Source organism: Acidovorax facilis (assembly GCF_023913775.1).
Classification (GTDB): Bacteria; Pseudomonadota; Gammaproteobacteria; order Burkholderiales; family Burkholderiaceae_C; genus Acidovorax; species Acidovorax facilis.
In genome coordinates this window covers 26,869-40,591 of sequence record NZ_JAMXAX010000010.1, presented here as the reverse complement: position 1 = coordinate 40,591, position 13,723 = coordinate 26,869, and the positions used below count along the sequence as shown (strand labels likewise).

At 66.5% G+C, this 13,723-nt stretch carries 7 protein-coding genes; all 7 read left to right on the top strand.

Annotation, left to right across the window (positions count from 1 at the left end):
- The first annotated feature begins 53 nt into the window (after window positions 1-53).
- The 7 genes from NFX52_RS05700 to NFX52_RS05670 all read left to right on the top strand — a co-directional run bounded on the left by NFX52_RS05700 (window position 54) and on the right by NFX52_RS05670 (window position 13,721).
- Window positions 54-3,236 (top strand): bifunctional diguanylate cyclase/phosphodiesterase, encoded by a 3,183-nt coding sequence (locus tag NFX52_RS05700; RefSeq protein ID WP_252635572.1) that lies wholly within the window; start codon window positions 54-56, stop codon window positions 3,234-3,236.
- 289 nt (window positions 3,237-3,525) lie between these two features.
- Window positions 3,526-7,050 (top strand): chromosome segregation protein SMC, encoded by a 3,525-nt coding sequence (gene smc, locus NFX52_RS05695; RefSeq protein ID WP_207401862.1) that lies wholly within the window; start codon window positions 3,526-3,528, stop codon window positions 7,048-7,050.
- A 22-nt stretch (window positions 7,051-7,072) separates the two neighbouring features.
- A complete protein-coding gene (locus NFX52_RS05690) occupies window positions 7,073-8,191 on the top strand; it encodes a hypothetical protein (RefSeq protein ID WP_055397831.1) in 1,119 nt (372 codons plus the stop codon).
- Between the two features lie 17 nt (window positions 8,192-8,208).
- A complete protein-coding gene (locus NFX52_RS05685; RefSeq protein WP_238385582.1) occupies window positions 8,209-8,667 on the top strand; it encodes a GNAT family N-acetyltransferase in 459 nt (152 codons plus the stop codon).
- Window positions 8,660-10,747 carry an NAD-dependent DNA ligase LigA gene (ligA, locus tag NFX52_RS05680; RefSeq protein WP_055397833.1) on the top strand — a complete coding sequence of 696 codons (2,088 nt, stop codon included), beginning with the start codon at window positions 8,660-8,662 and terminating at the stop codon, window positions 10,745-10,747. Before NFX52_RS05685 ends, ligA begins: the two co-directional genes overlap by 8 nt.
- Window positions 10,748-10,775: 28 nt before the next feature.
- Window positions 10,776-13,109, top strand: a complete 2,334-nt coding sequence (locus NFX52_RS05675) for a penicillin-binding protein 1A (RefSeq protein ID WP_207401861.1) — start codon at window positions 10,776-10,778, stop codon at window positions 13,107-13,109.
- Between the two features lie 213 nt (window positions 13,110-13,322).
- Window positions 13,323-13,721 carry a collagen-like domain-containing protein gene (locus NFX52_RS05670; RefSeq protein ID WP_055397836.1) on the top strand — a complete coding sequence of 133 codons (399 nt, stop codon included), beginning with the start codon at window positions 13,323-13,325 and terminating at the stop codon, window positions 13,719-13,721.
- Window positions 13,722-13,723 lie beyond the last annotated feature (2 nt).

The following is a 13,723-nucleotide window of genomic DNA, read 5'->3' as shown; positions in this document are numbered from 1 at the left end:
TTTGTCCAGGCTCTGCTCTGATACCGAATGCCAACGCCCACCCGCCCCACGCCATGGCCCCACTGACGCAAAACGGTCGATACCGGCACTGGATGGCCGGGTTGGGCGTGGCTGTGCTCGGCGTGACGGTGAGCCTTTGGCTGGCCTGGCAGCAGGCCGACTCTGTGGCCCAGGTCGGGCGCGCGCGGTTCATGCAGGAGGCGCGCGGGTTTGCCGATGCGCTGAGCCAGCGCATCGAAGGGCATACCGAAGTCGTCAACGGCCTGCGCGGCCTGTTCACAGCGAATCCCCACCTCACGCGCCTGGAGTTTGAGCGCGCGGCCAGCGACCTGGAGGTGGGCCAGCGCTACCCCGGTGTGCGCAACCTGTCGTTCACCCGCTGGGTGCCTGGCGCCGAGCGGGCCGCCTACGAAGCCCGCGTGCGTGCCGACACTTCGCTGACCTCCCAGGGCTACCCCAACTTCACCATCCGGCCGCCGGGCGAACGGGCGGAATACTTTGTGGCCGAATACCTGTGGCCCATGGCAGGCAACGAAGGTGTGCTGGGCTTTGACATCAGCAGCCAGCCCACCAACCTGGCCGCCATGCAGTACAGCCGGGACAGCGGCCACACCGTGGTCTCTGCCCCGTTTGATTTGCTGCAGGAAGAAACACACCGCCAGGGATTCGTGATCCGCGTGCCGGTTTTCGACTACACGGCGGGCACGCCGGAGCCTCGTTTTCTGGGGGCTGTGGCATCCACCATCCGGGTGTATGACCTGGTGCAGGCGCTGGGCAGCCAGGGCCTGCTCAACGGGATCGTCGTTTCCATGGCCGACCATGGTTCGGTGCGGGCAGGCTCTGCCGACTCCACGGTGCGGCCCTTGCTGGCACAGTCATCGGCGGCATTGCCGGGGGCGCAGCCGTTTGTGCGCGACCTGCAGGTGCATGACCGGCGCTGGCGACTGACCTTCTACCCGGCGCGCTCGTTCCTGTCGCCCTCCGAGGCGCGGCTGCCTGTGCTGGTGGGGCTGGGCGGTGCGCTGGTCTCCTTGCTGCTCGCGTCTACCGTGGGCCTGCTGGTGCGCCAGCGCACGCTGGCCCTCGCACGGGCCCAGGTGTCCGAAGATGCCCGGCGCGAAGGCGAAGAACGGTTTCATGCCCTGTTCAACCAGGCCAGCGTGGGCGTGGCGCTGCTGGACACCACCACCGGCCGATTTCTGCGCGCCAACCAGCGCTATTGCGACATCGTGGGCTACAGCCCTGAGGAGATGGCTGCGCTCCATGTCCAGGCCCTCATCCATCCTGACGACCTGGAGGCCGACACACAGCACCTGGAACGCCTCAAGAAAGGCGAAGTGCCCGAGTACCGGCTCGAAAAGCGCTACCTCCACAAGAGCGGGCACATCGTGTGGGTGGACCTCACGGTGTCGCCCATGTGGGTACCCGGGGCCCGGCCTGACCACCACATCGCGGTGGTGCAGGACATCACCGCGCGCAAGCGCATGGAAGACACCCTGCGCAGCAACGAGCACCGGCTGCGCGGCATCCTGGAACGCCTGCCCATGGGCCTGTGCCTGGTCCAGACCGACGGCCGCATCAGTTTTCGCAACGACCGCTACGTGCAGGTCTGTGGCTACACGGCGCAAGACGTACCGGACGTGGAAACCTGGTGGCAGCGCGCTTACCCCGACGAATCTGAACGCACCGCTGTCCACGATGCCTGGCGCCAGGCCGCAAAGCAGGCCGTGGCGGGCGACGGGGTTATACCCGCCCGCGAATACACCATTCGCTGTGCCGATGGCACACGGCGGCCCGTCGAGGTGTCGGGGGTGGTGGTGGAGGGCGGGCACCTTGTCACCATGCAGGACCTGAGTCAGCGCAAGGCGGCCGAGGAAGAGATCAACAACCTGGCCTACTACGACCCGCTCACCCGCTTGCCCAACCGCCGCCTGCTCATGGACCGGTTGCAGCAGGCGTTGGCCACCAGTGCCCGCCACCAGCGCAGCGGCGCCTTGCTGCTGCTGGATCTGGACAATTTCAAGACACTGAACGAAACCCGGGGCCACGACAGCGGCGACAATCTGCTGCTGCAGGTGGCCCACCGGCTGCGCAATTGCGTGCACGAGGACGACACCGTGGCCCGCCAGGGGGGCGACGAGTTTGTGGTGGTGCTGGAAGACCTGGGCGACAACCCTGAGGAGGCTGCGGCCCGCAGCGAAGAGGTGGGTCAGCGCATCCTGACCGCCCTGCGCGAGCCCTACGTGCTCAACGGCGCGGCGCACCACAGCTCGCTGAGCATGGGGGTCACCATTTTCAGCGGCATGCGCGAGACGGTGGACGAGCTGCTCAAACGGGCCGACCTGGCGCTCTACCAGGCCAAAAATGCGGGCCGCGACACCCTGCGCTTTTACGACCCCCAGATGCAGGCTGCTGTCAGCGCGCGCGCCGCGCTGGAGCTGGACATGCGCATCGGCCTGGCGCAGGGCCAGTTCGAGCTGTACTACCAGCCGCAGATCGACCGAGGCCGCATCACGGGGGCCGAGGCGCTGCTGCGCTGGCGCCATCCTCGCGACGGGTTTGTCTCGCCTGCGCATTTCATCCCGCTGGCGGAAGAGACCGGCCTCATCCTTCCGCTGGGTGAATGGGTGCTCCAGGCGGCCTGCGCGCAACTGGCCCGCTGGGCGCGGCACGCCGACCTGGCGGGTTTGGGGCTGGCCGTGAACGTGAGCCCGCGCCAGTTCCACCAGGCCGGTTTTGTGGCCCAGGTGCTGGCAGCACTGGCCAGCTCAGGCGCGCAGGGGCCGCAGCTCAAGCTGGAACTGACCGAAGGCCTGCTGCTGCAGGACGTGGAAGACACGATCGAGAAGATGGGCCAGCTCAAGGGATATGGCGTGGGCTTCTCGCTGGACGACTTTGGCACCGGGTACTCGTCGCTGGCCTACCTCAAGCGCCTGCCGCTGGACCAGCTCAAGATCGACCAGAGTTTTGTGCGCGACGTGCTCACCGACCCCAACGACGCCGCCATCGCCCGCACCGTGGTAGCCCTGGGCACCAGCCTGGGCCTGCGGGTGATTGCCGAAGGCGTGGAAACCGAGGCCCAGCGCGAGTTTCTGGAGCGCCACAACTGCCACGCCTGGCAGGGCTACCTCTTCAGCCCGCCCGTGCCCGTGGCCGAGTTTGAGGCACTGGTGCGCAAAACCAATGGGGTGGATGCGCAAGACCCGCAGGACGTACACGACGCACACGGCGCGTAACCCAGGAACGCTGCCCCCATCCGGCCCCGGGCCTTGCTGGCACTGCGGCAGAATATCAATATTCATAGCGTGAAATCGTTGCTGGATAAGCGGTAGGGCCTGTTTTTTCCAAATGTTTCTGTCGCACCCTCGCTCTGGCGTCTGGGCATGCTGCCAAGGGCCCGTGGTCATCGGGCGGCGCGGTATCATTCCGCCCTTGCTGCGGCCTGCGTGTTCCGGCCCGGAACGTCCGTCTGGCGCCACTTTTTGCACCCCAGCCTTCTTCCTCTTTTTGCCCGCCCCCTGACCCGTGCGTCTCACCTCGATCAAGCTTTCCGGTTTCAAGTCGTTCGCTGAACCCACCAACTTCATGCTGCCCGGGCAACTGGTCGGCGTGGTGGGCCCGAACGGCTGCGGCAAGTCCAACATCATGGATGCGGTGCGCTGGGTGCTGGGCGAGAGCAAGGCCAGCGAGCTGCGTGGCGAGTCCATGCAGGACGTGATCTTCAGCGGCACCACTACCCGCAAGCAGGCCAGCCGCGCCAGTGTGGAGCTGGTCTTCGACAACTCCGACCACCGCGCGGGCGGGCAGTGGGGCCAGTACGGCGAGGTGGCCGTGCGCCGCGTGCTCACGCGTGACGGCACCAGCAGCTACTACCTCAACAACCAGCCCGTGCGCCGCCGCGACGTGCAGGACGTGTTCCTGGGTACGGGCCTGGGGCCCCGTGCCTACGCCATCATCGGCCAGGGCACCATCAGCCGCATCATCGAAAGCCGCCCTGAGGAACTGCGCCTGTTCCTCGAAGAGGCTGCGGGCGTCTCCAAATACAAGGAGCGTCGCCGCGAGACCGAAAACCGCCTGTCGGATACGCGCGAGAACCTCACGCGGGTTGAAGACATCCTGCGCGAGCTGAACGCCAACCTCGAAAAGCTCGAAAAGCAGGCCGAGGTGGCCGCCAAGTACAACACCCTGCAGGCCGACGCCACGCTCAAGCAGCACCAGCTGTGGTTTTTGAAGCGGGCCGAGGCTGAGGAGCAGCAGAACAAGGTGCGCCTGGACGGCCTGCAGGCCGTGAACGACCTGGAATCGCGCATGGCCGATCTGCGCGCGGTGGAGTCTGATCTCGAAACCATCCGCCAGGCCCACTACGCCGCTGGCGACCAGGTGAACCAGGCCCAGGGCAAGCTTTATGAAGCCACGGCCGAGGTCGGCAAGCTCGAAGCCGAGATCCGCTACGTGATAGAAGGCCGCCAGCGCGTGGAGCAGCGCCTGGTCACGCTGGCCGAGCAGATCGCCCAGTGGCAGGCCCGCAAGGAAGAGGCCGACATTGAGCTGGAAAACCTAGCCGGTGCCGGGGTGGACGCCGAAGAACGCGCCGAGATGCTGGCCGCCCAGGTCGAAGAACAGGCCATGCAGCTGCCCGACCTGGAAGAGGCCCTGCGCCAGGCGCAAAGCCGCACGACCGAGCAACGGACTGCCGTGGTGCAGGTGCAGCAGCAGATTGGCGTGCTCGCTGCCGAGCAGCGCAGCTTTGACGAGCAAAGCCGCCAGCTCGACGCCCGTTTCGAGCGCCTGCGCACCGACCGCAACGCGCTGGCCGCGCCCGACGAAGCCCGCCTGACCAAACTGCGCGAGCAGCTCGAAGAAGCGCAAGAGATCGCAGAAACGACCGAAGCCCGCCTGCACGAGCTGCAGGAGTCCGTACCCCAGCTCGACGACGACCGCCGCGCGCGCCAGCAGGCCGTCAACACCGAAAGCGCTCGCCAGGCCGACCTGTCGGCCCGCATGGAGGCCCTGAAGGCGCTGCAGGAAAAGGTCAAGACCGACGGCAAGCTGCGTCCCTGGCTTGCCAAACATGGGCTCGACGGCCTGCAAGGACTGTGGAGCCGCATCCACATCGAGCCCGGCTGGGAAAACGCGCTCGAGGCGGCCCTGCGCGAGCGACTGGCCGCGCTGGAAGTAGGGCGCCTGGACATGGTGCGCGGCTTCCTGGGTTCCGGCGGTAACGATGCGCCGCCCGCACGCCTGGCTTTCTACAGCGCCCCCGCTGCGGGCCACCCCGAAACATCGTCCCCCCACGCCCGCCTGTCGGACCTGCTGCGCCTGAACGATGCGGGCCTGCGTGCGGTGTTGGTGGACTGGCTGCAGGGGTGCTACACCGCTCCCACCCTGGACGACGCTCTGGCCCGCCGCAGCCAGCTGCAACCCGGCGAAGTGGTGTTTGTGCCCACGGGCCATGCTGTCAGCGCGCACAGCGTGAGCTTTTATGCACAGGACTCCGAGCAGTCGGGCATGCTGGCCCGCGCGCAGGAAATCGAGCACCTCGAAAAGGAGCTGCGCGCGCAGGCCCTGATCGCCGAAGAATCACGCACCGCCCTGGTCCGTGCCGAGGCCGCGTATGCCGATGCTTCCCAGCGCCTCGTGGCCGCACGCCGCGAAGCCACCGAAACACAAAGTCGTGCCCACGAGCTGCAAGTCGAAACCCTGCGCCTCACGCAGCTGGCCGAGCAGACCCGCGCACGCAGCCAGCAAATCGACGGCGATCTGGCCGAGGTGGAAGCCCAGCTGGCCGACCTGCAGGAGCGCCGCGTGGCCGCCGAGGCACGCTTTGAAGAACTGGACATGCAGCTGGCCGACAGCCAGGAGCGCGAGGCCCAGCTGGGCGACAAGGTCATCGAAGCCGAGCGCAAACTCACCGCCTGCCGCGAGCAGCAGCGCACGCTGGAGCGCCAGGCGCAAGAGGCCACGTTTTCGCAGCGCAGCCTGGAGGCGCGCCGGGGCGAACTCAACCGCTCCATCGAAACCGCCACCCAGCAGGCCAAGGCTCTGGCTGACGAAGAGCAGCGCGCACGCGATGAGCTTGCCCGCCTGTCGGATGCGGCTGCGCAAGGCGGCCTGCAGGCCGCGCTGGAAGTGAAGATGGAGCGCGAAAAGGCGCTCGCCGCCCAGCGCAGCGAATACGACGATCTGACGACCAAGCTGCGCGCCAGCGATGAACGCCGCATGCAGCTCGAACGTGCGCTCGACCCGCTGCGTGCGCGCATCACCGAATTCCAGCTCAAGGAGCAGGCCGCGCGCCTGGGCTTGGAGCAGTACACCACCTTGCTGACCGACGCCCAGGCCGACCTCGAAGCCGTGGCCCAGTCGATCACCGAAGGCAATGTGCGCGTGGGTGGCCTGCAAAGCGAAATTGACCGCCTGCACCGCGAGATTGCCGCCCTGGGCGCCGTGAACCTGGCAGCGCTGGACGAGCTCAAGCTCGCCAGCGAGCGCAAGATCTTCCTCGATGCGCAAACCGCCGACCTGACCGAGGCCATGAACACGCTGGAAGACGCGATCCGCAAGATCGATGGCGAAACACGCCAGCTGCTCTCGGGCACCTTTGACACCGTCAACGGCCACTTCGGGCGCATGTTCCCCGAGCTGTTCGGCGGCGGCCAGGCCAAGCTCATCATCACGGGCGACGAAATCCTTGATTCCGGCGTGCAGGTGATGGCCCAGCCACCCGGCAAGAAGAACCAGACCATTCACCTGCTGTCGGGGGGCGAAAAGGCCCTCACGGCCATCGCGCTGGTGTTTGCCATCTTCCAGCTCAACCCCGCGCCGTTCTGCCTGCTGGACGAGGTGGACGCGCCGCTGGACGACGCCAACACCGAACGCTATGCCAAGCTCGTGTCCAGCATGAGCAAGGGCACGCAGTTTTTGTTCATCAGCCACAACAAGATCGCGATGGAAATGGCCGAGCAACTGATCGGCGTGACCATGCAGGAGCAGGGCGTGTCGCGCATCGTAGCGGTGGACATGGAGTCCGCGCTTTCGATGGCCGACGCCTGAAAAACTCAAATTCTCTGAACCCATGAGCACATTGCAACTGAGTCTGGCCATCATCGGCGGTCTGGTGCTGGCCCTCATCGTGGCCTACAACACCTGGACCTCGCGCCGCAATGCGCCCAAGCGAGCGCTGCCGCAAGAGCCCGTGGATCCCGCCGGTGAGCCGGTCCAGCGCCAGGAGCCCGGCTTCGATGCGGGGGCTGCCGTGGCCGTACCGCCGGGTGAGTTTCACGGCCTCGACCGGGGCCCCGATCCCTCGGAGCATGCGGTCGATGCCGATGAGGCCCTGCAGCTGCCCGTGCCACCGTTTTCGCTGGAGCGCCGCCCCGGGCTCGATCCGCTCATCGATGTCATTGCATCGCTGCAGCCCGAGCATGTGGTGTCGGGCGATGCTGCTCTGGCCGCGCTGCCGCCGACCCGCCGCGCAGGCAGCAAGCCGTTCGCCATCGAAGGCCTCAACGAAGCGAACCAGCAGTGGGAAACCCCTGCACCGGGCCAGCGCTACCAGAGCTTCCAAGCCGGTGTGCAGCTGGCCAACCGCATGGGCGCGCTCAACGAGATCGAGTTCTCCGAGTTCGTCGTCAAGGCCCAGGCGTTTGCCGACGCGATCAATGCCGCCCCTGACTTCCCCGACATGCTGCAGGAAGTGGCCCGTGCGCGTGAGCTGGACCAGTTCGCCAGCGACCACGACGCCCAGCTCATGTTCATGCTGCGCGCCCGCCAGGCCGCCTGGAGCCCCGGCTACGTGCAGCAGAACGCCGCCCGCCTGGGCTTTGTGCCCGGTGCCATGCCCGGCCGCCTGGTGCTGCCTGCCAGCGCACAGGGCTTGCCGCCCCTGCTCACGCTGGGCTACGACACCCAGGCTGCGCTGGCCGAAGACCCCGACCAGTCCGCCATCCGCGACATCACTCTGAGCCTGGACGTGGCGCAAGTCCACCGTACCGAACAACCCTTTGCGCGCCTGCGCGACGTGGGGGCCGCGCTGTGCGAGGCCATGGACGGGGTGCTCTGCGACCAAAACGGCCAGCCGCTGCCCGCGATGGCCATGGATCCGATTGCTGCGGACCTGGAGCTGCTGTATGACCAGCTCGATGGACGGGATCTGTCGGCGGGGTCGGTGCTGGCGCGACGACTGTTCAGCTAGTGCAGCGCATGAGTGCAATGCAGGTCCGTCTGGCAACCGAAGCTGACCACGGCGCCGTCAAAGCTCTGTACAGAGAACTGCGGCCTCAGGACCCCGAGGTGGACAGTGATGCATCCTTGGCGCATTTTCGTGTCGTGTTGCAGTCTCCGCAGGCGCGCCTCGTCGTTGCGCTTTGCGAAGGCGAAGTCGGTGCCACCTGCATGCTGGCTTCGATCCCCAATTTCGCGAGTGCAGGAATGCCCATCGGTGTCATTGAGCACGTGATTACGGGCGAGCGCTTTCGTCGCCGGGGGCTGGCACTTGCTGCTCTGGAGTTCGCTCTGGATGCAGCTTGGACAATGAATTGCTGCAAGGTATTTCTTCTCTCGGGTGCTCAACGCAAGCAAGCGCACCGACTCTATGAATCTGCCGGCTTTGTTGGCAACCAGGAATTGGGCTTCGTCCAGAAGAACCCCAGGGCGGTCCGCCATGACTGAGCAATCTGATCTTTTTTCGGCTCCAGCGCCCGCAGATCAAGCGCAACCAGCTATCAAAATCAAAGCACTGCGCGACCAGCTCAACCACTGGGCGCACCAGTACTACGTGCTGGACGAACCCACGGTGCCCGATGCCGAATACGACCGTGTGTTCCGCGAGTTGCAGGCGCTGGAGGCCGCGCACCCCGACCTCGTCACCCCCGATTCGCCCACGCAGCGCGTGATTGGTGCGGTGATGGAGGGCTTGGCATCGGTGCGCCACGCGGTGCCCATGCTCAGCATCCACACCGAAACCGACACCGAGGCCACCGGCGCGCAGGCGTTTGATGCCCGCGTGCGGCGCGAGCTGGGCCTGTCGGAATCGGACCCAGCCATCGAATACGTGGCCGAGCCCAAGTTCGACGGCCTGGCCATGAGCCTGCGCTACGAAAACGGCCGCCTGGTGCAGGCCGCTACGCGCGGTGATGGCGAGGTGGGCGAGGACGTGACGCACAACATCCGCACGATCCGGCAGATACCCCTCACGCTGCCTGGCGGTGTACCGCCGCTGCTCGAAGTACGTGGCGAGGTCTACATGCGCCGTGCAGACTTTGATGCTCTCAACGAGCGCCAGCGTGAGCAGGGCGGTAAGACCTTTGTGAACCCACGCAACGCCGCAGCGGGTGCGGTGCGCCAGCTCGACTCCGGCATCACCGCCCAGCGCCCCTTGAGCTTTTTTGCCTATGGCCTGGGCGCCATCACGCCGCCCGGCGATGGCGGGCCGGTGTTCCGCACGCACTACGAGATGCTGCAGACGCTGAAGTTATGGGGTTTTCCGGTGGCAGCGCAGGTGCAGATTGCGGTAGGCGCTACTGAATTGGTAGCATTTCACCAGCGGGTGGGCGCCAGCCGCGATGCGCTGCCGTACGACATCGACGGTGTCGTCTACAAGGTCAATTCCCTGCAGCTGCAGCGCGACCTGGGATTCAAGACCCGCGAGCCGCGCTGGGCCGTGGCGCACAAGTACCCGGCCCAGGAGATGGCCACCAAGATCGAAGGCATCGACGTACAGGTAGGCCGCACCGGCAAGATCACGCCGGTCGCACGCCTGGCGCCAGTGTTTGTGGGCGGTGTCACCGTCACCAATGCCACGCTGCACAACCTGTTCGAGATTCGCAAGAAGGGCGTGCGCGTGGGCGACACCGTCATCGTGCGCCGCGCGGGCGATGTGATCCCCGAGGTGGTGGGCGTGATGCCGGGCAAGCGCACGGGGTATGTGCCCAACTTCCGCATGCCCGCAGCCTGCCCCGTGTGCGGTAGCGATGTGGTCCGCGAAAAGGGCGAAGCCAACCACCGCTGCACGGGTGGCCTGTTCTGCGCCGCGCAGCGCAAGGAGGCCATACTGCACTTTGCCGCGCGCCGCGCCATGGACATCGAAGGCCTGGGCGACAAGCTGGTGGACCAGCTGGTGGATGCCAACGTGATCCGCACGCTGCCCGACCTGTACCGGTTGGGCCTCACGTCGCTCATCGCGCTGGAGCGCATGGCCGAGAAGTCGGCCCAGAACGTGCTGGCTGCGCTCGAAAAATCCAAGCAGACCACCTTGCCGCGCTTCCTGTTCGGTCTGGGGCTGCGCCATGTGGGCGAGGCCACGGCCAAGGACCTCGCTCGGCACTTTGGCACGCTGGACGCCATCATGGATGCGAGCGTGGAGCAGTTGCTGGAGGTGAACGATGTGGGCCCCGTGGTGGCACAGAGCCTGCACACCTTCTTCCAGCAGCCGCACAACCGTGAGGTGGTCGAGCAACTGCGCGCCTGCGGCGTGACCTGGCCCGAAGGCCCGGTGGCCGAGCGTGCCCCGCAGATCCTGGCGGGCAAGACGGTGGTGCTGACCGGCACCTTGCCCACGCTCAGCCGTGATGCCGCCAAGGACATGCTGGAAGCCGCTGGCGCCAAGGTGGCCGGTTCGGTCAGCAAGAAGACCAGCTATGTGGTGGCGGGCGCCGAGGCCGGCAGCAAATTGGCCAAGGCCGAAGAGCTTGGCGTGCCCGTGCTGGACGAAGTCGGCATGCTGGCCCTGCTGTCGGGCACAGGCGCCTGAGGCAATCTCCCCTTTCTCTGAGTTTTTGATGCGCACATTGCTGCTTTCCTTTCAGGCCCGCGCGGCGGCCCTGTTCCGCTGGCTGGCCGGCCTGTTCGCCTGGATACCCCGCCCGCTGCGCCGCGCGCTGATGTGGGGAGCCCTGGCGGTGCCTGCCGCCGTGCTGGTCTACACGCTGGTGCTGATCCCGTTCACCCCCTCCATCAGTGACATCCGCAAGGCCAAAAGCGAGCTGCCCGCGCAGCTCATGTCGGTGGACGGCAAGCTGCTGGCCGAATACCGCTGGGCCAACCGCGAATGGGTGGAGCTGAGCCAGATATCGCCCAACGTGGTGGACGCCCTCATCGCCACCGAAGACCACCGTTTTTACGACCACTTTGGTCTGGACTGGCGGCGCACGGCATCGTCGGTGGTGCACACGCTGCGCGGGGACCCTCAGGGTGGCTCCACCATCACGCAGCAGCTGGCACGCAACCTGTTTCCGGAGGAGATCGGGCGCTCGCGCGTGTTCCCACAGGCCCTCACGCGCAAGCTCAAGGAGGCGATCACCGCGCTCAAGATCGAGGCGTCGTACACCAAGGACGAGATCCTGGAGACTTACCTCAACACCGTGCCGTTCCTCTACAACGCCTACGGTATCGAGATGGCCGCGCGCACGTATTTCGACAAGTCGGCCGACAAGCTCAACGTGCTGGAAAGCGCCACGCTGATCGGCATGCTCAAGGGCACGGCCTACTACAACCCCGTGCTCAACCCCGAGCGTGCCCAGGCACGGCGCAACACCGTGCTGTCGCAAATGGTCAAGCGCGGCAAGCTCGAAGAAAAGCAGCTGGAGGCCCTGCAAAAACGCCCGCTGCGCGTCAATTTCGAGCGCCAGACCGAGGTCATGGGCCCCGCGCCCCACTTTGCGATGCAGTTGCGCAAGCAGCTCATCGAGTGGGCCGACAGCCATGGCTACAACCTGTATGCCGATGGCCTGGTGATCCGCACCACCATCGACTCGCGCCTGCAGGCCATTGCCAACCAGGCCGTGGCGCGCCAGGGGCGCCAGCTGCAGGGCGTGGCCGACACCGCCTGGTCCCAGCGCAATGGCTGGGGCCCGAAGAGCGAGCTGGTACAGACGCTGGTGCGCGAAAGCCCCGAATACCGCAACGCCGTGGACAAGGGCCAGACCCCGGAAGAGGCATTGCAGGCGCTGCTGGATGACACCGCCTTCCTGCAGAAACTGCGCGCCGAGAAGACGCGCGTGCAGGCCGGTTTTCTGGCGCAGGACCCGGTCACTGGCCATGTGCTGGCGTGGGTGGGCAGCCGCGATTTTGCGCAAGACCCGTTCGACCATGTGCAGGCGGCGCGGCGCCAGCCCGGCTCCACGTTCAAGCCCTTTGTGTATGGCGCGGCGTTTGCCAGTGGCGCGTCGCCCAGCGATACGCTGATGGACGGGCCCGTAGAAATCCCCCTGGGTGGAGGCCGCGTCTGGCGCCCCACCGATGGTGGCCCGCCCAGCGACCAGCCCATGACGCTGGCCGATGGTCTGGCGTTTTCCAAGAACACCATCACCGCACAGGTCATGCAGCAGGTGGGCCCGGCCCGCGTGGCCGAGGTGGCCCGGGCCCTGGGGGTGCGCCAGTCGCCGCTGGAAGAGGTGCCATCTCTGGCGCTCGGCACCAGCCCGGTCACCCTGAAGGAAATGGTGACGGCCTACAGCTCCATCGCCAATCTGGGCCGCTATGTGGAGCCCGTGCTGATTACCCGCATCGAGGACCGCCACGGCAAGGTGCTGGAGACTTTTGCGCCGTCTGCCCCCGAAACGGTTTTCGAGCCACGCGCCGCGCAGACCTTGCGCAATACCATGCGCGGCGCCATCGACCGGGGCACGGCCACCGCAATCCGCACCCGCTATGGCATCCAGGCCGATGTGGCGGGCAAGACCGGCACCACGCAGGACAACACCGACGGCTGGTTCATCCTCATGCACGCGCGCGTTGTGGCGGGTGCCTGGGCGGGTTTCAACGACGGCCGCATCACGCTGCGCAGCGATGCGTGGGGGCAGGGGGCGCGCAGCGCGTTGCCCATGGTGGGCGAGTTCATGCAGCAGGCCATTCGCACCAGGGCGATCAACGGGAATGACCGCTTTGTAGACGAGTTTGTGGATACCCCCCCGCCACCGGCGGATGGATCACTGGGCGCGATGCGGGAATGGATCCGGGGCCTGTTCGGAGGGGATGCGCAATCCCCCTCTGCACCGGCCCCCTGGCCCGGAACTCCGCCACGGCCCAGCGGTGATGGGCTGCCACCGGTCACCACGGACCCTGCTGGTTCGTCCCGGCCGCCTGTGCCAGCCGAGGAGCGGGTCGGCGGGTAGGTGCGAAGCGGCGGGGTGGGCCTGCGCACCCCAAGCCACCGAAGCGTTGCACAACGCTGCCAACTTTGACGTTGTAGGACGGCATCGCCAGTCACTCGATGGTGCGGCTGGCGCCTGGCTTATGCGCGTAAACGAACAGACCTTTCATGGTGGGGCCCGCACATTGGCCCATGCAGTCGTTGTTGGACTGCATGCAACGCCAAAGGACTCACCATGAAAACGATTACCACCACCTTGCTTGTGCTGGCCACCCTCACCCTCGGCGCCTGCACCGGCCCCATGGGCCCCCCGGGAGCGCAGGGCAATACCGGCAATACGGGATATACCGGCAAGACCGGTGACACCGGCTATACCGGAGCCACTGGAGCCACGGGCAACCAGGGAAACACGGGTTACACAGGGGCTACGGGCAGCATGGGGTCCACAGGGGCCACAGGCGGGCAGGGCAGCACGGGTGCTACCGGCATGCAAGGCGCCACGGGCTACCAGGGGGATACAGGTGCCACGGGTGCCAAGGGCAACACCGGCAACACTGGTAGCAAGGGCAACACCGGTAATACCGGAACCTCGGGCGATGGCAGTACCGTCATCGTCATACCCGCCAAGCCGTGACA

What these genes read in the sequence shown, in the direction of transcription:
- NFX52_RS05700 (WP_252635572.1), top strand. Translation starts at nt 54, where the DNA reads ATGGCCCCACTGACGCAAAACGGTCGATACCGGCACTGGATGGCCGGG.
- NFX52_RS05690 (WP_055397831.1), top strand. Translation starts at nt 7,073, where the DNA reads ATGAGCACATTGCAACTGAGTCTGGCCATCATCGGCGGTCTGGTGCTG.
- NFX52_RS05685 (WP_238385582.1), top strand. Translation starts at nt 8,209, where the DNA reads ATGCAGGTCCGTCTGGCAACCGAAGCTGACCACGGCGCCGTCAAAGCT.
- ligA (WP_055397833.1), top strand. Translation starts at nt 8,660, where the DNA reads ATGACTGAGCAATCTGATCTTTTTTCGGCTCCAGCGCCCGCAGATCAA.
- NFX52_RS05675 (WP_207401861.1), top strand. Translation starts at nt 10,776, where the DNA reads ATGCGCACATTGCTGCTTTCCTTTCAGGCCCGCGCGGCGGCCCTGTTC.
- NFX52_RS05670 (WP_055397836.1), top strand. Translation starts at nt 13,323, where the DNA reads ATGAAAACGATTACCACCACCTTGCTTGTGCTGGCCACCCTCACCCTC.